Origin of the sequence: Flagellimonas hadalis (assembly GCF_007785775.2) — a bacterium.
Classification (GTDB): domain Bacteria; phylum Bacteroidota; class Bacteroidia; order Flavobacteriales; family Flavobacteriaceae; genus Flagellimonas; species Flagellimonas hadalis.
This window is the reverse complement of record NZ_VNIK02000012.1, coordinates 75586-94904: the sequence shown is the minus strand read 5'-3', so window position 1 is coordinate 94904 and position 19319 is coordinate 75586. Positions and strand designations below refer to the sequence as shown.

Below are 19319 nucleotides of genomic sequence, written 5' to 3'. Positions count from 1 at the left end.
TATTTCTGTCATGAAACTGAAGGGAAGGAACAAGATAAGCCCGGAATTCAGCATGGCATCCATGACGGACATTGTGTTCCTGTTGTTGGTGTTCTTCATGCTGACGTCCAATGCACCCAACGCGCTGGATTTGCTCTTGCCAAAGGCAAAAGGGAAATCCACCAATACGCAGAATGTTTCGGTGACCATCAACAAGGACCTGAACTATTTTGTGAACAATCAGCAGATCAACAAAGAATACATTGAAATTGAATTAAAAAAGGCACTTGAAGGTCAAGACAAGCCAACCATCATCCTAAGGGCAGAAGAAAGCGTGGCCATTAAAGAAGCTGTCAACGTTATGGACATTGCCAATAGGAACAATTACAAGGTCATCTTGGCTGTGCGGCCAAAGTAATGTCATTTTTAGATACGAGACACAAGAAAAAATCCTTCACGCTTACCACACTTCTGTTAAGCGCACTCCTTTTATTGCTTTTTTATATAGGTCTCACCTATCTTGACCCACCCATTGAGAATGGCATAGCGGTGAATTTTGGTACCATGGATTTTGGTAGTGGGGAAGTACAGCCCAAAGAAAAAATAAGGTCCGAGCCACAAGAAGTGGTGAGCGAACCCGTGCAACAAGTACAGGAAGTACAACCACAGGAGGAGACCGTGGATGAGGCTCCCGTGGAGAAGGTGCTGACCAGCGACAACGAGGAGAGCATCAAGATAAAGCAGCAGCAAGAAGCCAAACGCAAGGCCGATGAGGCAGCCGAAAAGGCCAAGGCCGAAGCAGAACGGATCGCCAAGGAGAAAAGGGATGCGGAAGAGAAAAAGCGGCAGGAACAGGAAGCCAAGAAAAAGAATATAGACGCCCTTATCGGAGGCGTTGCAAAATCTGATGGTACAGCCACAGGCAGCGAAGGCGACGACAATAAGGCCGGGGACAAGGGACAGCCTGATGGCGACCCTTATGCTACCAGTTATTATGGCGCCCCAGGGAGTGGGAGCGGTACCGGAGGCTATGGTTTGAACGGGAGATCATTGGCCAGTCAAGGCAAGGTCCAGCAAGATTGCAATGAAGAAGGCAGGGTAGTCGTAAGAATAGTAGTGGGAAGGAACGGACAGGTCATCCAAGCGACCCCGGGCGTCAAAGGGACCACCAATAATGCACCGTGTTTATTGGAACCTGCCAAAAGAACTGCCATGCTCCACAAATGGAACGCCGATTCCAATGCGCCAAGTGAACAGATCGGGTTTGTGGTGGTCAACTTTAAACTGGGGCAGTAGTGACCTATAAGGAAACCCTGGACTGGATGTTCGGCCAGTTGCCCATGTACCAGCAAAAAGGTGCTGCGGCCCTGAACGCCAAGTTGGACAACATCATCCATTTTTCCGACCTTTTGGGCAATCCACACACAAAGTTCAAGACCATCCATGTGGCCGGGACCAACGGAAAAGGGTCCAGTAGCCATATGTTGGCCTCGATACTCCAAGAGGCAGGCTACAAAGTAGGGCTCTATACATCACCGCATCTCAAGGATTTTAGGGAGCGCATCAAAATCAATGGAAGACCCGTGGATAAGAAGTTCGTGAAAGAATTTATCGACGGAAACAAAACCTTTTTGGAGAAACATGGACTGTCTTTTTTTGAGATGACCGTGGGAATGGCCTTTAGCTATTTTGCCAAGGCGAAGATGGATATTGCTGTGATAGAAGTGGGTCTTGGCGGCCGATTGGACTCTACCAACATCATAACCCCAGAAGTGTCCCTCATCACTAATATCGGATTGGACCATGTGCAGATTTTGGGCGATACCTTGGAAAAGATAGCACTGGAAAAAGCAGGGATCATTAAACCTGGTGTGCCTGTGGTGATCAGTGAACGACAACCTGAAACAGAGACCATCTTCAATTTGATTGCCCATCAATTGAAATCCAAGATCGTTTTTGCGGATGAACTGTCCCTTCCTGTCCATACTACAGATTTGCTGGGAGATTATCAAGAGCGAAACATGAGAGGGGTTTTGGCCTGCGTTTGGCAGTTGGAAGGTTTTGATATTTCACAAGATCATATTTCCAATGGATTGAAGAAGGTGGTGGCCAATACGGGATTGATGGGAAGATGGCAAGTTTTAAAACAAAAACCATTGGTGGTCTGCGACACGGCCCATAACAAGGAAGGACTTTTGTGGGTGTTGCAACAGATCAAAAAGCAACAGTACAGGCAGTTGCATATCGTATTGGGTTTTGTGAACGATAAAGATGTGAAGGGTGTATTGCAGATGTTCCCCAAAGAGGCCAAATACTACTTCGTGAAACCGAATATTACTCGAGGTATGGATATGGAAGAGTTGGCATCATTGGCCTTGCAACAGGGGCTTAAAGGTATGGCCTACAAGACGGTGAAGAAGGGATTGAAAGCGGCAATGGCCAGTGCGGAAACAGAAGATATGGTCTATGTGGGTGGAAGTACTTTTGTGGTTGCTGAAGTAGTTTGATTTTTTTCATCCTTTTTGTTTTTTTAATCAAAAACTGTGTTATATTTGCACTCCAATTCAGGAAAATGAATGGGCGCTTAGCTCAGCTGGTTCAGAGCACCTCGTTTACACCGAGGGGGTCGGGGGTTCGAACCCCTCAGCGCCCACAACAATAAAGACAAGGCCTCCGAAAGATTCGGGGGCTTTTTTTATAGTGGTTTTTTGGTGGACGGAACATTTTGGTGTCCACGGATTTCTGAGGGAATTATGTGATGGTTCCCAACTTTTTTAATTGCTTTGCAATATGATTGCCACAATTTGTAGAAAGGCCCATTTCAATGCAGCACATAGGCTCCATAATCCCAAATGGAGCAAGGAAAAGAACATCGAAGTTTTCGGAAAATGTAATAGCCCGAGCTATCATGGCCATAACTTCGATCTTGAGGTGCGGATCAAGGGGGAGGTGGACCCCGATACCGGGTTTGTGATGGACCTGGCCGTATTGGGAAACTTGATAAGGGATGAGGTGGAGGAACGCTTCGACCATAAAAACCTCAATGAGGACTGTCCGGAGTTTCAAGACCTGTTGCCCACCACGGAACATTTCGTGAAGGTCATTTATGACATTTTGAAGCCCAAGCTGAAAAAGGACCAGTTGTTGCAAATTATTCTGCACGAAACACAAAAGAATTCGGCAGAGTATGGAGATTGGTAACTTTTTTCCGATATTGCACCGCTTTTCAATGGGATATTAGCTCAGTTGGTTTAGAGCGCTGCCTTGACAGGGCAGAGGTCACTGGTTCGAATCCAGTATATCCCACTTTTTCTACTCATATTCAGCAATCTTTTTCCGTAGTTTTTGGTTACTGCGCTCCAAGCGTTCGTTTTGGTGCCGTAATCGGGCCAATGCCTTTTGTATAGCTTGTAGGCTCTCTTGTTGTAGGCCGATGATTTCTTCCAGGTCAGATTTGGTGAAGGTTTTACTCATGGTGAATATTTATATTCAAAAAATACTTTAAAATGATAAAACGAATCTTTAAAAGCAACATAAAGATATTCAAAATATTTCAATGAATACAATAAAGCATAAAATTAAGCGAATTTCATGTGGGTCTAAGTGGCTATTTTTGAGATGAAACACCTTCCCATATGGAAAAAGAAGTATTCAATCGTATTAAAGCAGTTTTGGCTGAAAAAGGAAAAACCAATAATTGGTTGGCGGAAGAATTGGATATGAACCGAACAACCATTTCAAAATGGTGCCGAAATGATATGCAGCCAAGGGTTGAAACCTTGTTTCAGATTGCCAATGCATTGGATGTGGATGTACGGGAGCTTTTGGTCTCGACCAAATAACGTTCCTGATAGAAGATGGTCAAAGACATCAATTTTATGCCGTTTTGGGGGTATATAGATTATATAAACAAGTTTCCAACATTAACCAAAAATGAGTATAATTCGGCCAAGACTTACTGATTTTCATAATATACCTATAACTCAAGAAGAAGTCGATTTTGCTATTCCTTTTTTGGACGAGGATATTCCTCTTTATGTGGACCCTTTTCTGTTATGGAAATCGCCATCAATGCAAGACAATTCTTTGCACCTTTCAATAACAAATAGTTTTAACCATATAGGATATTTATTTAATAAAGGATATGAAAAAGATGCCATTGATTTAATAATTCGTGCTTCAGAATGTGATGAAGTTGGATTTGGAAATTCCAAAACCAAAACTGGTAAAAGAATTGGAATTAAACTAGCTTCGAAAATCACGAATCTTTTTAATTCGATACCACAAATTTCAAAGTCAGGATTTATTCATTTCGAAGAAATACAATTACTTGTAGATAATTTTTCAAAAGATAGAGTAAGTGATATAGCTTGTAATTATATCCAATCTTTTCTTGTTGATTATACGATTGAGCAATGCGAAAAATATAAAATACCAATTGAAAAAGTACAGCTTAATAATCTTTATGATTCTAAAACCAATAAATTTATTGAGGAAGAAACCTATCTTCCAATAAATCCAATTACAAAATTACCAATCTTACTTGTTCCCAAAAGATGGTTGCGATTCATTCCTTGGATTAACACAGATGATTATTTCAAAAATTATTACATTAAGAATCTATATGTTGATGGTCAAGAATTACCTGATAAGGTAAAACTTTTAGCATTTAATCGTTCTAATTACGATGTAGTAAAAACATATACAGAAATAAAAGAAAAACAATTTGAAAATTGTAAAAATGACCCTCTTTTTAATCAGATACCAGTAACATCTGCAAAAAGGAAAATTTCAATTATTGAGAAACTTCCAACAGGTAAAACTAATAATGCAGATATAAAATTTGAAGATAATGCTTGTCAACTCTTGGCATCTTTAGTGTATCCACATCTTGATTTTGCCAAAGAACAAAGTCGAACTGAGTCAGGTGTCCAAATTAGAGATATGATTTTTTACAATAATTGTTCTTTTGATTTTCTTAAGGAAATATATGATTCTTACGATTGTAAACAAATCGTGATGGAACTAAAGAATGTTAAAGAAGTAAAACAAGAGCACATTCTTCAATTAAACAGGTATTTAAAAGAACAGTTTGGTCGTTTTGGAATTATTATAACAAGGAATCCACCACCTAAAAAAGTCGTTAAGAATGTAATTGATTTATGGTCTGCACATAGAAAATGCATTTTAATTTTAGATGATTCTGATTTAAAATTAATGACACAAGTATTTAATAGCAAACAGAGATATCCTATTGAGGTCATCAAGAAAAAATATATCGAATTTACAAGGGCTTGCCCTTCATAAAATTAAATTATGACTGAAACAGAAGTATTTAAATTTGAAAAAATACAGAGTCAAATTGATGGAATTTATAAAGAGATAGGTTTGTTATCCCGCAAAAGTCCTAATGACGCAGTAAATAAATTCAAATTAAAATTTATTAATCAACTTTTAATTGATGCAAACGGTTTACTGACAGAAGATTATAAACCGTTACAAGGTTTTGATAGTTTTGATGATGACGATTTACCAACTAATAGTGATGTAACTATGATTTTCGAGCAATATCTTAATTGTCTAGAAAAATTGAGAAGCGATAATATCACTACAAAAGATTATGAACATGGTTGGTTTTGGATAGTTGACGGAGAAGCTTCAAGTATTAAAACTATCAAACCAAAAAAATTGAATATAAAATAAATGGCAAAAAAAAATCATTTACCAACTGAAGCAGAAATTGAAAAATTTGAGATGCTCGATAAATTGATAGAATCTATTTATCTTGAAATGAAAGAATTTTCCAAGAAAAAGCCGGACGAACCACTTAACAAGTTCAAAGTAAAAAGTGTTAATAGAGTTTTAGAGCAACTAAAGGACATACTTAAGGATGAACCGACTGTTGAATTTCTAGACCTTCTCGATGATGAGTCTTTGCCTTCTAACAGTGATTCGATACTGATTTTAGGACAATTTAAAGCATCTATGAAACAATTCCATAGTAAATATTGGCAAAGAGAACCTGGAATTGGATATAGATGGTCGACAAAGGAAAATCCAGTAAAATAACGTTGGGTAACAACGTATATAAAAAATAGCGGTCTTAGTGCGTAAATGAAAGATAAATAATATAATAAAGGTTATTTATAGACCGAAAATTAGCACTTAAAACCCGCTATTTTCATGTACAAGACCGTTAGCAATACTAAATTAAACGATAGGTCTACAGTACATCCAACACCCGCTCCAAGGCCATGCCACGGGAGCCCTTGATAAGGAAAGTGCCCTGTTCAAATGGATTTTTTAGAACATACTCCTTCAAATCTTCAAAGGTCTGGAACTTTTTGGCAATGGCATTTGTCTTGAAAAAGTTCTGGCCAACAAGAAAGACATTATCAAAGCCCAATTTCTGGGACAGGTCGGCCAAAGCTTGGTGTTCCTCGGCCGCAGTTTCGCCCAACTCGAACATATCCCCAATGATGAGGATTTTGTTCGTGGCGTCCATCAAACTGAAGTTTTCCAAAGCGGCCTTCATGCTCGTAGGGTTGGCGTTGTAGGCGTCCAGTATAATCTCATGACCGTTTTTGGATATGATCTGCGAACGGTTGTTTTGGGGTTGGTACGATTCAATGGCCGTTTTGATATCATCCAAGGGGACATTGAAATATTTTCCCATCAATATGGCGGCACAGCAATTGGGAAAATTATATTTCCCAATAAGTTGGGTTTGCATGCGTATTCCTTCCACCTCAAGGACCACATACGGATTGGCTTCAATGAATTTGATGTTGTAATACTGTGGGTCTTTTGTGCTGAACCCTATTTTTTTGATGTAGGTACCCAACTTTTCCAGTTGGATAGGGTCATCGGCATTCATGAAAATATGTCTGTCCTTCGAAATCAGATAATCATACAGTTCGCTTTTGCCTTTTATCACCCCTTCAACACCTCCAAAACCTTCCAAATGTGCCTTTCCAAAATTGGTGATGTACCCAAAATCGGGCTGGGCAATCTTGCTCAACATGGCAATTTCACCTATATGGTTGGCCCCCATCTCCACGATGGCCATCTCGGTATCGTCCTTTATGGACAAAAGGGTGAGCGGGACCCCAATATGGTTGTTCAGGTTGCCTTTGGTGGCGATGGTCCTGTACTTTTTGGAAAGTACGGCATTGATGAGCTCTTTGGTGGTTGTTTTTCCGTTGCTTCCGGTCAGGGAAACCACTTTGGCATTGCTTTGGTTCCTGTGGTATGTGGCGAGGTCTTGAAGGGTTTTCAAAACATCTTCGCATAGCACGAACCGATCCGAAGTCTTATACTCTTCCTCATCGATGATGGCGTATGCCGCGCCTTTTTCCAAGGCATCCTTGGCAAAGGCGTTGCCGTTGAAATTGGGGCCTTTTAAAGCGAAAAAAAGACAGCCGGGCGTTATTTTCCGGGTGTCCGTACATATGGTGGAGTGCTCTGAGAAAAGAGCGTGAAGCTGTTCCAAAGTCATGGACCGAAGATAGAAAAAAGCCCCGATGTTTTGATCGGGGCTTTTTTAAAATACTTTAGGATATGTGCTTATTTGGCTTTTTTATGTCTGACCGTTTTGTTGTTGGTCTTGGACTTGGATCCAACCCTTGACATCGCACATCGGAATCCAATATCGTCGGTTGCCATGTATTGGGGCAGGTACCTGCGTTGGGCAGGGTCTAGCCAGAAGGCCCTATCCCTCCATGAACCACCTTTGTACACACGTACCTCGTCGTTGATCAATGAGGTCCTGTAGTTGGAGGTGTCGTACTGGCGAACGAGTTTTCCTGTGGAATCACGCTCTACCTTGTGCTTGGGCGAATCATACATCTTTCTATTGTCCTCTTCATCGTTGAACTTGTCAAAGAACCTGGATGATCCTGGATCGCCATCCCTGAAACCACGGTTGTCACTTTTGTCAAAATTGGTCCTTAAATAGGTCTCCTGCTCGGTCACAGGGACTTCTTTGATCTCGCCGGGCAGATTGATGGCCACAATTTTTCCGTTGGGCAATGTGTCGTACACGATCTTGTCCTGTAGGATTTCGACCTTGCCATCTTCCCCGATGGCCTTTTTCATGAATACGTTTCCTCTATAGTAGTTGAAATCGCTGATCTCGTCATCCACAATGGGTCGATACACGTCGGCAACCCACTCGCTCACGTTTCCGGCCATATCATATAGACCAAAATCATTGGGCTTGTATGATTTTACCTCTGCGGTAATATCGGCACCGTCATCGGACCATCCGGCAATACCGCCGTAATCACCCTTGCCTTGCTTGAAGTTGGCCAATTGGTCCCCGCGTCCCACACGCTGTCCGTTACGGGTATAGTCACCTTCCCATGGATATTTTTTCCTTCCTCGGTAGTTGTTGTACTCCCGGGTACCCACGAGGGCCTGGGCCGCATATTCCCACTCGGTCTCAGTGGGAAGCCTATATTCCGGCATGATGACACCACTGCTTCTTTTGGCGAACGCATTGATGGAATCACGTTTTTGTTTTCCTTGAAGGGAATCTATCTGTCCCCCATAAACGGACTCAGGATTGTTCAGGTAGGCCTCGGTGCTGAAGGTGCCGTCGACTTCGCCGTTCAATACTTTGTATTTGGCATCCTCGGCCAAATAACCTTCCCTTTCCAGCATCACTTCGTTCACCCTGTCCGTTCTCCATTCGGCATATTGAGTGGCCTGTACCCAGTTTACACCGACTACGGGGTACTCGGCATAGGCGGGGTGTCTGAGGTAGTTGTTGGTCATGGTCTCGTTGAAGCCCAATCGGTTTCTCCATACCAAAGTATCGGGTAGGGCACCGGTATAGATGTTTGCGTAATTGGGGTTGTCCGGAGGGTAGACTGCCTTCAGGTAATCCAAATACTCAAGGTACATCACATTGGTCACCTCGGTTTCGTCCATGTAAAAGGATTGGACGTGCTGTTGTGTAGGTGTGTTGTTCCAATCGTGCATGATGTCGTCTTGGACTTGGCCTTTGGTGAAGGTTCCGCCCTCAACGAAAACAGTTCCTGGAGGGGTTTCCTGCTCCTTGAAGTCCGAATTGTATTGGAATCCGCCTTCTTTGGCATTTATTTTCCACCCAGTGGCTCTGGAAACATCCTTGGAAGAAGAGGAGTTTTTACAACTGGAAAAACTTCCCATTACAACGGTGCAAGAAAGTACAACTTTAATAAGGTGTTTTTTCATAATTTGGGCTTGAGTGCTTAAAAAACTTGGGGTTTCCGCCCCAGTCAATTCAACTTGTTTTGATCTTATTTAATCCTTTCGATGGCATTAGAACGATGTTTTTGCCATTATATTTTGTGCTCGTCAAATAATTGCGGCAATGTCGTCGCCAACATTTGCTATACATTTGTAACGCAAATGGATGTGAAATAGTATTGAATGTTTGGCTTTTAACGGTTCCATGGAAATTATGGCTGGTGGTATGGGCAGACCTCTACCTATTAATGCATTAAAAAAAACACGTCCCATTACAAGAATTTGAGTAAAACACCGTTTATGTTGTAATGTATCCAAAGCTTTTTGGAGCAAAACTTTACTAAACGCTTAAATCATAGAATGAAAAAGTTACTGATATTGGCAGTCCTTCTTACTGTAGCCTTAACCGAACAGACAAGTGCTCAGCAAGAAAGAGCGATCACAACGGCAGTCCCTTTTTTGACCATAGCCGCGGATGCGAGGGCATCTGGAATGGGGGATATGGGTGTTGCCACTTCTTTTGATGCGTATTCACAACAATGGAACCCGGCCAAATATGCTTTTGCCACCCAGAAATCTGGAGTTGGGGTGAGCTATACCCCTTATTTGGAGACCATTGTGAACGATGTGTCCCTGCTGAGCGCCAACTATTACAACAAACTCAATGATAGGAGCGCCTTTGCTTTTGGACTGCGCTATTTCGGTCTTGGGGATATAGAGCTTCGCCAGACCATTGAGCAAGAGGCTACTTTGGTTAAGCCCAATGAATTTGCTTTGGATGGGTCCTATTCCTTAAAATTGAGCCAGAGTTTTTCCATGGCCGTGGCGGGAAGGTTCATCAGTTCGAACCTAAGGTTCCAGGACGGGACACAGGATTCGCAGGCAGCCAATGCCTTTGCAGTGGATGTGGCAGGGTTCTATCGGTCTCCGGAAATAGCTTACAATAACTATAATGGCCGATGGAGATTGGGTTTCAATGTATCCAATATTGGTGGTTCACTTCAATATGACGAGGGCGGCCAAGAAAACTTTTTGCCCACCAATCTTAAGTTTGGGGCAGGGTTTGATTTCATCTTTGATCAGGACAATGTCCTGGCCCTTAATTCAGAGTTCAACAAGTTATTGGTGCCCACGCCCAGGGATTTTGATGGGGATGGGGACATTGATATCGAGGACAACACCGAATACCAAAACATCAGTTTTTTTAATGGGATTTTTGAGTCTTTTGGAGATGCCCCCGACGGTTTCAGTGAAGAACTCAAAGAAGTCACATGGGCGCTTGGTGCCGAATATCGGTTCAGGGAGGCCTTCATGCTGAGAAGTGGTTATTTCAATGAGAGCGAGGAAAAGGGATCTAGAAAGTTTTTCACTTTGGGTGCAGGGTTCAAGTACAAAACGGCGCAGATAGACCTTTCCTATCTGTTCTCCACTTCGCAGGTCAGGAACCCATTGGAGAATACCCTGCGTTTTTCGCTGACCTTCAACTTTGGGGAGGAATTTTTCAACGACTGATAAAGAACAACATAATATTATCCCAAAAACCTATCCCCGTGGATGGGTTTTCTTATTTTTGGGATACACCGAAACATGAATGGAGAAAAAAAGGATTGCCTTTGAACTGCTCATTTTCCAAAGCGATGATGAGTTGTCACAAAACGAGCAAAAATTGTTAAGTGCCGCAGTGCGTGCAAGGGAAAGTGCCTATGCGCCCTATTCGCGATTCAGGGTGGGTGCGGCCGTTCTGTTGGAAAATGGGGAAACGGTCATTGGGAGCAACCAAGAGAATGCTTCCTATCCATCCGGGCTCTGTGCCGAGCGGGTGGCCGTTTTTCAGGCGGGGGCAAGGTTTCCGGGTGTTCCCATTGTTTCCATTGCCATAACCGCAGCCTCGGAAGAACACCAAGTGGATGTTCCGGCAGCACCATGTGGCAATTGCAGACAGTCCATCATCGAATACGAGCAAAAGCAAAAATCACCCATTTCCATATTGCTCAAAGGGGAGAAAGGACCCATTTATAAATGTAGTTCGTTGGCCGATATTTTGCCCTTGGCCTTCAACAGTTCATTTTTGGGCGATTCTTAAATCAATTCTTTTTCCAAAAGGAGATATATATGTATTTTTGCTCCTCGCCCCGAAGGGGGATTTCAATTAATACTACAGTTGATGAAAAAAATCACCAAAGAAGTTTACCTCAAATGGTATGAGGACATGTTGTTCTGGAGAAAGTTCGAGGACAAATTGGCCGCAGTATATATTCAACAAAAGGTCAGGGGCTTTCTGCACCTGTACAATGGTCAAGAGGCCGTTCTGGCTGGATCACTCCATGCCATGGACCTCACCAAGGACCGGATGATCACCGCCTACCGTAACCACGTCCAGCCCATCGGAATGGGTGTGGATCCCAGAAGGGTGATGGCCGAGCTGTATGGCAAGGTGACAGGTACTTCAAAAGGGATGGGAGGCTCCATGCACATCTTTTCCAAAGAACACCGCTTTTATGGTGGACATGGAATTGTGGGTGGACAGATTCCTTTGGGTGCCGGATTGGCATTCGGTGACAAATATTTCAAAAGGGATTCCGTGACCCTTTGCTATATGGGCGACGGGGCAGTGAGACAAGGTTCCCTGCACGAATCCTTCAACTTGGCCATGTTGTGGCAATTGCCCGTGGTCTTCATCTGTGAGAACAACGGATATGCCATGGGAACATCGGTGGCCCGTACCTCACACTCCACCGAGATCTGGAAATTGGGCTTGGGCTATGAAATGCCCTGTGGTCCTGTGGACGGGATGGATCCTGCGATAGTGGCCAAAGAAGTGGACAAGGCCGTGGAAAGGGCCCGTACCGGGGGAGGACCTACTTTCTTGGAAATGAAAACCTACCGTTACCGTGGTCATTCCATGTCTGATGCACAGCACTACAGGACCAAGGAAGAAGTGGAAGAGTACAAGAAAATTGACCCCATCACCCAAGTGAAGGACATTATCTTGGAAAAAGGCTATGCAACTGCGGACGAGATCAAGAAAATCGATAAGCGAGTGAAAGATTTGGTGAGCGAGTGCGAACAGTTTGCCGAAGAGTCGGATTTCCCACCAAAGGAGCAATTGTACGACACCGTGTACGAACAAGAAGACTATCCATTTTTACAACATAAACTTTAAGTAGATGGCAGAAGTAATCACCATGCCTAGATTGAGCGATACCATGGAAGAAGGAACCGTGGCAAAATGGCTCAAAAAAGTAGGGGACAAAGTAGAGGAAGGCGATATATTNGCAATTGTACGACACCGTGTACGAACAAGAAGACTATCCATTTTTACAACATAAACTTTAAGTAGATGGCAGAAGTAATCACCATGCCTAGATTGAGCGATACCATGGAAGAAGGAACCGTGGCAAAATGGCTCAAAAAAGTAGGGGACAAAGTAGAGGAAGGCGATATATTGGCCGAGATAGAGACCGATAAGGCCACCATGGAGTTTGAATCCTTTCATCAAGGAACGCTCCTGCATATCGGCATTGAAGAGGGCGATGGAGCCCCAGTCGATTCACTTTTGGCCATCATCGGAGAAGAAGGGGAGGATATTTCCGCTCTTTTGAACGGAGGTGCGGCCCCTGCTAAAGAAAAAGAAGAAACAAAAAGCGAGCCCGAGCCCAAAGCCGAAAAAAGCGAAGCTCCGGCAAGTGCCCCCAGTTCAATTCCGGATGGCGTGGAAATTGTGACCATGCCCCGTTTGAGTGATACCATGGAAGAAGGAACCGTGGCCAGCTGGTTGAAAAAAGTAGGCGATAAGGTAGAGGAAGGTGATATATTGGCCGAAATCGAGACCGATAAGGCCACCATGGAATTTGAATCGTTCTATTCAGGGACATTGTTGCACATCGGTATCGAAGAAGGCCAAGGCGCCCCAGTCGATTCACTTTTGGCCATCATAGGCCCAGAAGGAACCGATGTGGATGCCATATTGAAAGCACAAGCAGGTGGAGGCTCCAGTGCCCCCAAAGCTGAAAAAACGGAAGAAGATAAACCTAAGGCTGAAAAAGCTGAGGCAGTTGAAGTCCAAACTACTTCACAGGATGGCAACCGTATTTTGGCATCGCCTTTGGCGAAGAAGATAGCCAGTGAAAAAGGAATCAACCTATCACAAGTAAAAGGTAGTGGAGACCACGGACGAATCGTGAAAAAGGACATTGAGAACTTTACACCTTCGCAAGCGACTTCACCAACCGTTGAAAAAGCAGCGGAAAAAGCGGCCCCAGTGGCTCCTGTCAATTTGCCGGTCGGAGAGGAAAGCTTCGAGGAGGTGAAAAATTCCCCTATGCGTAAGGCCATTACCAAGAGTTTGAGCGCTTCCAAGTTTACAGCTCCCCACTTTTATTTGACCATAGAAGTGGACATGGACAATGCAAAAGCTTCTAGGGAACAGATCAACAATCTGCCCGATACCAAGGTATCTTTCAACGATATGGTATTGAAGGCATGTGCCATGGCATTGAAAAAACATCCGCAGGTAAATACTACTTGGACCGATGAGGCCACCATATACAAACACCACATCCACATGGGGGTGGCCGTGGCCGTGGATGAAGGTCTTGTAGTGCCCGTGATCAAGTTTGCCGATCAACTTACATTGACCCAACTTGGGGCCGCTGTAAAGGATTTGGCAGGAAGGGCCAGGGCCAAGAAAATCAAGCTCGATGAAATGGAAGGAAGCACCTTTACGGTTTCCAACTTGGGAATGTTCGGTATCCAAGAATTTACGTCCATTATCAACAAACCCAACTCGGCCATATTGTCCGTAGGGGCCATCGTGGAAAAACCAGTGGTCAAGAATGGACAGATCGTAGTGGGCAATACCATGAAGGTGACACTGGCCTGTGATCACAGGACAGTCGATGGTGCGGTGGGAGCACAATTCCTACAAACCCTGAGGGCCTATTTGGAAAACCCCGTGACCATGTTGGCATAAGCTGTCAATTCGAGCATGCCTGTCGGCAGACAGGCGCAGTCGAGAATACATAAATCAAAAGGCATCCTTTTTTAGGATGCTTTTTTTATCTTTAGAAAATCCAAAAAAGCAAAAACATGAAGACAATCCTATATGCCTTTACTGCCCTTTTCATGATGACCTGTGGTCCAAGCAAAATTGAACAGACCACAGCATTGGGGGCAAAATCCAGATCTGAAGCGACCAAAAAGGGAGAAGGCACATTTACCGATGCAGAGCGCATTGGGAAAATAATGGACTATTTGGCTTCCGATGAGCTAAAGGGTCGGGACTCTGGCAGTGAGGGAATAGAGATGGCCGCAAAATATATTGAGAACCATTTCAAGTCCAGCGGAGTGAAGCCCTATTTTGAAACATATAGGGATACCCTTTCCAATTTTGAGAAACCATCTTTTAACGTTGTGGGAATTGTGGAAGGCAGTGACCCCGCACTCAAGAATGAATATATTGTTATCGGGGCACATTACGACCATATCGGTGTCGTGAAAGCAGAGAATGGGGACGACATAGCCAACGGGGCCAATGATAATGCCTCAGGTACCAGCACGGTAATGGAGTTTGCCCGATATTTTGGCACTCAGAAAACCAATAAGCGGACTTTGATCTTTGCCCTATTCAGTGCTGAGGAAAAAGGACTGTTGGGGTCCAAGCATTTGGCGAAAAAGCTCAAGGAGCAGGGACTTAACCTGTATGCCATGCTCAATTTTGAAATGACAGGGGTGCCCTTGCAGGGAAAGGACTATTTTATGTACATCACGGGATACGATATGTCCAACCTGGCCGAAGTGAGCAACAAATATGCTAAGGAAAACCTAGTCGGATTTTTGCCAACGGCCAAGGAATATAACCTGTTCCAGCGGTCGGACAATTATGCATTCTATCAAGAATTTGGAGTGCCCTCACACACTTTCTGCACCTTCGATTTCACCAATTTTGACCATTACCACAAAGTGGGCGACGAGACGGACATCATGGATTTTGCACACATGGCCACCTTGGTGAACAAAACCATACCCGTGTTGGAAGGCATTGCGAATGCACCAACGCAGGAAATCCAGAAAAAATAACATAGTATTGTCACTCCGAGTGGCGTAGCGAAGTAGGTGGGAATTTTTAGTTCCCAGAATGAATAAATAGTATCTGCCATGGCGAACATCATTATCACGGGAACCAGTAGGGGCATCGGTTTTGAATTGGTAAAACTTTTTGCTGAAGAAGGTCACCATGTCCTGTCCCTATCCCGAAATGCTCGACCTGTCCAGGATTTGAAACTCCCGAATGTCCATGCAATCCCCTTTGATTTGGGCAACCCTGATGATTATGGGCAACTCAAAGGATTTTTGAAGGAATGGAACACTGTGGACGTACTTATCAACAATGCGGGTCGCTTGCTCAACAAACCTTTTTTGGAGATTACCTCCAAGGAATTTGAGGACGTTTACAAAGTAAACGTGTTCGGTGTGGCCGAAATTACCAAGACCGTACTGCCCAAAATGGGTAAAAATGGCCATGTCGTCACCATTAGTTCCATGGGTGGCGTGCAGGGCAGTGTGAAGTTCCCGGGACTATCAGCCTACAGTTCCAGTAAAGGGGCGGTCATCACGTTGACGGAGCTTTGGGCAGAAGAGTTCAAGGAAACCGGCCCCAGTTTCAATGTGCTGGCTTTGGGTGCTGTGCAGACCGAAATGCTGGAAGAGGCCTTTCCAGGCTATCAGGCGCCCGTGACCGCTCTGGAAATGGCTACATATATCAAGGAGTTTGCGTTGACGGGGCAAAAGCTGTACAACGGAAAGTTGCTGCAGGTGAGCAATAGTACGCCATGACAATGACTGCGAGAGTGGTAGTCCGTACTTAAAATGTATCTTTGTTCCAGTGAACACCGCACTCGAAAAATACTTGCCGGAACGGGCCGTACCTCCATGTTTTGAACTCATCAAGACCCATGGGGTGCATCTCAAGATCGTGAACCACAGGGTCACCCGCCATGGCGATTACCGTAGGCTGCCCAATGGGCTTCACATGATCACGGTGAACGCATCATTGAACAAATACCGATTTCTGATCACGCTCATCCACGAAATTGCGCATTTGGTGGCCTTTGAACAATATGGCCGGCGAATATTGCCGCATGGGGTGGAGTGGAAACGTACCTTCCAACATCTAATGGTTCCGTTCATCCGGCCAGAGGTGTTTCCAAATCAATTATTGCCCATCATTGCGAACCATTTCAAGAACCCAAAGGCAAGCAGTAGTACGGATGCCCGTTTGTCCATTGCGCTCAAGGCATTTGATGAGGAGGAAAGAAAGGAGAGTTATGTGTATGAATTGCCAAAAGGCAGTATTTTTAGGCTATATAATGGAAGGTTGTTCCAAAAAGGGGACAAAAAGGTGAAACGCTATGAATGTGTGGAGTTGTCCACGGGTAGGTTATATTTGTTCCAGCCCAATGCCGAAGTAGAGTTGGTTCGAGATAGACCTGAAGGGCCATCAATGTAAAAGCAACAAGACAAATGAACAAGAATTATTACGCCGTCTTGATGGCGGGAGGAGTAGGATCTCGATTTTGGCCTGTAAGCACCACCGCCAACCCCAAACAGTTCCACGATATGTTGGGAACAGGGAAGACATTGATCCAAAAGACATTCGATCGGTTGAACAGGTTTATCCCCACAGAGAACATACTGATCTTGACCAACGAACGCTACAACGACTTGGTGCTGGAGCAATTACCAAAGGTAAAACCGGAACAGGTGGTCTTGGAACCCGCTATGCGCAATACGGCCCCCTGTATTCTTTACGCATCATTGAAAATCCAAAAAATGAATCCCAACGCTGTGATGATCGTGGCGCCCAGTGATCACTGGATCGAGGATGAAGAGGCTTTTGAAAAGGATGTCACCGCATGTTTCGATAAATGTGAAAAGGAAAACGTGCTCTGCACCTTGGGCATTCAGCCCACATTCCCCAATACGGGCTTTGGATACATCGAATTTGAAAAAGGAAGTGACGAAAAACTGAAAACCGTGTCCCAGTTTAGGGAAAAACCGGATTATGAAACGGCAAAGGAGTTTTTGGCCCAGGGCAATTTCCTTTGGAACGCAGGTATTTTCATGTGGAGTGTCCAGACCATAGTGGATGCTTTCAAGAGCTATCAACCTGGGCAGTATGAACTTTTTGGCAAGGGGATTTCCTGCTATAATACTGGGGAGGAGAAGGGATTCATCCAAGAGAACTATGCCAAGGCGGAAAACATCTCCATAGATTATGCCATCTTGGAACAGTCCAGTTCCATATACACCCTTTCTGCTTCCTTTGACTGGAACGATTTGGGGACTTGGGGAGCACTGTATGATAAATTGGACAAAGATCCATCCGGCAATGCCGTGGTCAATGCCAGTGTTGTGTTGGAAAATGCCAAGGGCAATATGATCCGTTCCCCAAAGGGGAAAATTGTGGTCGTGGACGGATTGGAAGATTACATCATCGTGGATAAGGAAGAGGTCTTGTTGATCTACCCCAAGTCCAAACAACAGGACATCAAAAAAGTATTGGGCCAAGTGAAAGAAACGTTTGGCGACAAGTTTGCATAAAAATATGAGCGAAGATCAACTGGAAAAAGGGGCTGTTCCCAATCAGGATAGTGGGGATGAGGTAAAAAAGGATTTCAAGGGGCTTGTGGGCAGTGTACGGAAGTTCCTTTCTGAGCTGTTAGAGATTCGTACCAATACGGATGCCACGGCGACCAAGGAATCCATCATTGCTGATATTACTTTTAAGGGCCACACCTCATGGATCTTGATCTGTTCCATTTTTATCGCCTCCGTTGGTTTGAATGCCAATTCCACGGCGGTGGTGATCGGAGCGATGTTGATCTCCCCCTTGATGGGCCCCATTTTGGGTATGGGCATGTCCTTGGCCATCAACGATATCGATACATTGAGGCGATCCCTGAAGAATTTCACGGTAATGGTGGTCCTGAGTGTGGTCACGGCCTTTCTGTTCTTCTACCTTTTCCCTCTTCGGGATGAATCCTCAGAACTATTGGCACGGACCAAACCGGATATCCGAGACGTATTGATCGCTTTTTTTGGTGGTTTGGCATTGGTGATTGCCCGGGCCAAAAAAGGGACCATAGCCAGCGTGATCTTTGGGGTGGCCATTGCCACAGCATTGATGCCGCCACTCTGTACGGTAGGTTTTGGGCTGGCCATAGGCAAACCTTTGTATGCGGCTGGCGCCATGTACCTGTTTACCATCAACACGATTTTTATTGGTCTGGCCACTTTTTTGGTCATCAAGTTTTTACGGTTCCCCATGGTGCGCTACGCCAATTCCCAGCGAAGGCGTATGATTGCGCGACTGGCTTCCATCACGGGTATTTTGGTGATGATTCCGGCGGGTTTCACCTTTTATAATGTCTTTCAGGAGTCCCTTTTCAGAAAACAGGCGCAGCAGTTTTTGGATGAGACCATCGAAGTGTACCAGTTCAACGGTGCGGGAAGGTATGTGGACAACCTCACGAAGATTGAATATGTGGACGATGGATCTTCACTCATCGAAGTGGTCTGTATGGGGGATGAGCTTATCCCTGAAAATGTAGTGAACACTTGGAGGACCCAAAAGAATCAATATTCCCGTTTGAAGAATGCGGAACTCCATGTCATACAAGGAGGAAGGGACGATTCCGAGGAAAAATTCAATTTTGTGAGCGAACTGTATGAAAGGAACAAGGCAGATCTGCTGAACAAGGATGAACAGATCAGGCTATTGGAAGAGGAAGTGGCCATTTTGACAAAGAACATGGGCAAACAGGTCCCTTTCAAAGATGTGAGTGCTGAGGCCAGGGCCAATTACGGCAACATCGAGCGATTGGGATTTTCGTACCAGATCCAGACCGATTTTAAGAAATTGGACACGGTTCCGGTCTTTGAAGTAAAATGGAAACAAGGGATACAGAATGCCCAAAAAGAGGCCGACATCAAAAAAATGCAGACGTGGTTAAAAATACGTTTGCGGGATTCTACCATCGTCGTGAAAGAAGTGGAGTGATTTAATGGTCATAAGCCAGAAGTCAGTTTGCAAGTTTCTGGTTTCA

General features: G+C 44.4%; 21 protein-coding genes and 2 tRNA genes. 20 read left to right on the top strand and 3 right to left on the bottom strand.

Features of this window, described 5'->3' with window-relative positions; translation table 11 throughout:
- Positions 1–10: 10 nt before the first annotated feature.
- The 6 genes from FOT42_RS15250 (at position 11) to FOT42_RS15225 (ending at position 3285) form a co-directional block, all read left to right on the top strand.
- Positions 11–397 carry an ExbD/TolR family protein gene (locus FOT42_RS15250; protein WP_072881092.1) on the top strand — a complete coding sequence of 129 codons (387 nt, stop codon included), beginning with the start codon at positions 11–13 and terminating at the stop codon, positions 395–397.
- A complete protein-coding gene (locus tag FOT42_RS15245) occupies positions 397–1275 on the top strand; it encodes an energy transducer TonB (protein WP_151891387.1) in 879 nt (292 codons plus the stop codon). Before FOT42_RS15250 ends, FOT42_RS15245 begins: the two co-directional genes overlap by 1 nt.
- Complete coding sequence (locus FOT42_RS15240; RefSeq protein ID WP_151891386.1) at positions 1275–2486, top strand: bifunctional folylpolyglutamate synthase/dihydrofolate synthase; 1212 nt, start codon at positions 1275–1277, stop codon at positions 2484–2486. The genes FOT42_RS15245 and FOT42_RS15240 overlap by 1 nt, the downstream gene beginning before the upstream one ends.
- A gap of 71 nt (positions 2487–2557) precedes the next feature.
- Positions 2558–2632: transfer RNA gene (locus FOT42_RS15235), tRNA-Val, on the top strand.
- Positions 2633–2769: 137 nt separating this feature from the next.
- The gene (locus tag FOT42_RS15230) at positions 2770–3180 is read left to right on the top strand and encodes a 6-pyruvoyl trahydropterin synthase family protein (protein ID WP_151891385.1); all 411 of its coding nucleotides are present in this window, start codon (positions 2770–2772) and stop codon (positions 3178–3180) included.
- Positions 3181–3210: 30 nt separating this feature from the next.
- Positions 3211–3285, top strand: a tRNA-Val gene (locus tag FOT42_RS15225).
- A 6-nt stretch (positions 3286–3291) separates the two neighbouring features.
- Here the strand turns inward: FOT42_RS15225 and FOT42_RS18125 are convergent.
- Positions 3292–3453, bottom strand: a complete 162-nt coding sequence (locus tag FOT42_RS18125; protein ID WP_192938416.1) for a hypothetical protein — start codon at positions 3451–3453, stop codon at positions 3292–3294.
- A 161-nt stretch (positions 3454–3614) separates the two neighbouring features.
- On the opposite strand from FOT42_RS18125, the gene FOT42_RS15220 reads away from it, so the two are divergent.
- The 4 genes from FOT42_RS15220 to FOT42_RS15205 all read left to right on the top strand — a co-directional run bounded on the left by FOT42_RS15220 (position 3615) and on the right by FOT42_RS15205 (position 6048).
- A complete protein-coding gene (locus tag FOT42_RS15220) occupies positions 3615–3821 on the top strand; it encodes a helix-turn-helix transcriptional regulator (RefSeq protein ID WP_151891384.1) in 207 nt (68 codons plus the stop codon).
- Positions 3822–3912: 91 nt separating this feature from the next.
- Positions 3913–5286 (top strand): GxxExxY protein, encoded by a 1374-nt coding sequence (locus FOT42_RS15215; RefSeq protein WP_151891383.1) that lies wholly within the window; start codon positions 3913–3915, stop codon positions 5284–5286.
- Positions 5287–5295: 9 nt separating this feature from the next.
- The gene (locus FOT42_RS15210; RefSeq protein WP_151891382.1) at positions 5296–5682 is read left to right on the top strand and encodes a hypothetical protein; all 387 of its coding nucleotides are present in this window, start codon (positions 5296–5298) and stop codon (positions 5680–5682) included.
- Positions 5683–6048: a hypothetical protein gene (locus tag FOT42_RS15205; RefSeq protein WP_151891381.1), complete on the top strand. Its 366-nt coding sequence runs from the start codon at positions 5683–5685 to the stop codon at positions 6046–6048. It begins immediately after the preceding gene.
- A 154-nt stretch (positions 6049–6202) separates the two neighbouring features.
- Here the strand turns inward: FOT42_RS15205 and FOT42_RS15200 are convergent, their stop codons facing one another.
- Both FOT42_RS15200 and gldJ read right to left on the bottom strand, forming a co-directional pair.
- Entirely contained in the window at positions 6203–7477 is a 1275-nt protein-coding gene (locus FOT42_RS15200; RefSeq protein WP_151891380.1) for a UDP-N-acetylmuramoyl-tripeptide--D-alanyl-D-alanine ligase, read from the bottom strand.
- 68 nt (positions 7478–7545) lie between these two features.
- Positions 7546–9198 carry a gliding motility lipoprotein GldJ gene (gldJ, locus tag FOT42_RS15195; RefSeq protein WP_151891379.1) on the bottom strand — a complete coding sequence of 551 codons (1653 nt, stop codon included), beginning with the start codon at positions 9196–9198 and terminating at the stop codon, positions 7546–7548.
- A 375-nt stretch (positions 9199–9573) separates the two neighbouring features.
- On the opposite strand from gldJ, the gene porV reads away from it, so the two are divergent.
- From porV to FOT42_RS15145, 10 genes are all read left to right on the top strand, one after another.
- Positions 9574–10725, top strand: coding sequence for a type IX secretion system outer membrane channel protein PorV (gene porV, locus FOT42_RS15190; protein ID WP_151891378.1), 1152 nt, complete (start codon positions 9574–9576; stop codon positions 10723–10725).
- Between the two features lie 79 nt (positions 10726–10804).
- The gene (gene cdd / locus FOT42_RS15185) at positions 10805–11296 is read left to right on the top strand and encodes a cytidine deaminase (RefSeq protein WP_151891377.1); all 492 of its coding nucleotides are present in this window, start codon (positions 10805–10807) and stop codon (positions 11294–11296) included.
- Positions 11297–11377: 81 nt separating this feature from the next.
- Positions 11378–12376, top strand: coding sequence for a pyruvate dehydrogenase (acetyl-transferring) E1 component subunit alpha (gene pdhA, locus FOT42_RS15180; RefSeq protein WP_072881139.1), 999 nt, complete (start codon positions 11378–11380; stop codon positions 12374–12376).
- A 4-nt stretch (positions 12377–12380) separates the two neighbouring features.
- Complete coding sequence (locus tag FOT42_RS15175; protein ID WP_417938423.1) at positions 12381–12542, top strand: biotin/lipoyl-containing protein; 162 nt, start codon at positions 12381–12383, stop codon at positions 12540–12542.
- An 11-nt stretch (positions 12543–12553) separates the two neighbouring features.
- Entirely contained in the window at positions 12554–14185 is a 1632-nt protein-coding gene (locus FOT42_RS15170) for a pyruvate dehydrogenase complex dihydrolipoamide acetyltransferase (protein WP_151891376.1), read from the top strand.
- Between the two features lie 116 nt (positions 14186–14301).
- On the top strand, positions 14302–15291 hold the full coding sequence (locus FOT42_RS15165) for a M28 family metallopeptidase (protein ID WP_151891375.1): 990 nt from the start codon (positions 14302–14304) through the stop codon (positions 15289–15291).
- Between the two features lie 78 nt (positions 15292–15369).
- A complete protein-coding gene (locus FOT42_RS15160) occupies positions 15370–16047 on the top strand; it encodes an SDR family NAD(P)-dependent oxidoreductase (RefSeq protein WP_151891374.1) in 678 nt (225 codons plus the stop codon).
- Positions 16048–16096: 49 nt separating this feature from the next.
- The gene (locus tag FOT42_RS15155) at positions 16097–16720 is read left to right on the top strand and encodes a SprT-like domain-containing protein (RefSeq protein WP_151891373.1); all 624 of its coding nucleotides are present in this window, start codon (positions 16097–16099) and stop codon (positions 16718–16720) included.
- A 14-nt stretch (positions 16721–16734) separates the two neighbouring features.
- Entirely contained in the window at positions 16735–17814 is a 1080-nt protein-coding gene (locus FOT42_RS15150; protein WP_151891372.1) for a mannose-1-phosphate guanylyltransferase, read from the top strand.
- 4 nt (positions 17815–17818) lie between these two features.
- Entirely contained in the window at positions 17819–19273 is a 1455-nt protein-coding gene (locus FOT42_RS15145) for a DUF389 domain-containing protein (RefSeq protein ID WP_151891371.1), read from the top strand.
- Positions 19274–19319: the final 46 nt, after the last annotated feature.

What these genes read in the sequence shown, in the direction of transcription:
- FOT42_RS15250 (WP_072881092.1), top strand. Translation starts at nt 11, where the DNA reads ATGAAACTGAAGGGAAGGAACAAGATAAGCCCGGAATTCAGCATGGCA.
- FOT42_RS15245 (WP_151891387.1), top strand. Translation starts at nt 397, where the DNA reads ATGTCATTTTTAGATACGAGACACAAGAAAAAATCCTTCACGCTTACC.
- FOT42_RS15230 (WP_151891385.1), top strand. Translation starts at nt 2,770, where the DNA reads ATGATTGCCACAATTTGTAGAAAGGCCCATTTCAATGCAGCACATAGG.
- FOT42_RS18125 (WP_192938416.1), bottom strand. Translation starts at nt 3,453, where the DNA reads ATGAGTAAAACCTTCACCAAATCTGACCTGGAAGAAATCATCGGCCTA.
- FOT42_RS15220 (WP_151891384.1), top strand. Translation starts at nt 3,615, where the DNA reads ATGGAAAAAGAAGTATTCAATCGTATTAAAGCAGTTTTGGCTGAAAAA.
- FOT42_RS15215 (WP_151891383.1), top strand. Translation starts at nt 3,913, where the DNA reads ATGAGTATAATTCGGCCAAGACTTACTGATTTTCATAATATACCTATA.
- FOT42_RS15210 (WP_151891382.1), top strand. Translation starts at nt 5,296, where the DNA reads ATGACTGAAACAGAAGTATTTAAATTTGAAAAAATACAGAGTCAAATT.
- FOT42_RS15205 (WP_151891381.1), top strand. Translation starts at nt 5,683, where the DNA reads ATGGCAAAAAAAAATCATTTACCAACTGAAGCAGAAATTGAAAAATTT.
- FOT42_RS15200 (WP_151891380.1), bottom strand. Translation starts at nt 7,477, where the DNA reads ATGACTTTGGAACAGCTTCACGCTCTTTTCTCAGAGCACTCCACCATA.
- gldJ (WP_151891379.1), bottom strand. Translation starts at nt 9,198, where the DNA reads ATGAAAAAACACCTTATTAAAGTTGTACTTTCTTGCACCGTTGTAATG.
- porV (WP_151891378.1), top strand. Translation starts at nt 9,574, where the DNA reads ATGAAAAAGTTACTGATATTGGCAGTCCTTCTTACTGTAGCCTTAACC.
- cdd (WP_151891377.1), top strand. Translation starts at nt 10,805, where the DNA reads ATGGAGAAAAAAAGGATTGCCTTTGAACTGCTCATTTTCCAAAGCGAT.
- pdhA (WP_072881139.1), top strand. Translation starts at nt 11,378, where the DNA reads ATGAAAAAAATCACCAAAGAAGTTTACCTCAAATGGTATGAGGACATG.
- FOT42_RS15170 (WP_151891376.1), top strand. Translation starts at nt 12,554, where the DNA reads ATGGCAGAAGTAATCACCATGCCTAGATTGAGCGATACCATGGAAGAA.
- FOT42_RS15165 (WP_151891375.1), top strand. Translation starts at nt 14,302, where the DNA reads ATGAAGACAATCCTATATGCCTTTACTGCCCTTTTCATGATGACCTGT.
- FOT42_RS15160 (WP_151891374.1), top strand. Translation starts at nt 15,370, where the DNA reads ATGGCGAACATCATTATCACGGGAACCAGTAGGGGCATCGGTTTTGAA.
- FOT42_RS15150 (WP_151891372.1), top strand. Translation starts at nt 16,735, where the DNA reads ATGAACAAGAATTATTACGCCGTCTTGATGGCGGGAGGAGTAGGATCT.
- FOT42_RS15145 (WP_151891371.1), top strand. Translation starts at nt 17,819, where the DNA reads ATGAGCGAAGATCAACTGGAAAAAGGGGCTGTTCCCAATCAGGATAGT.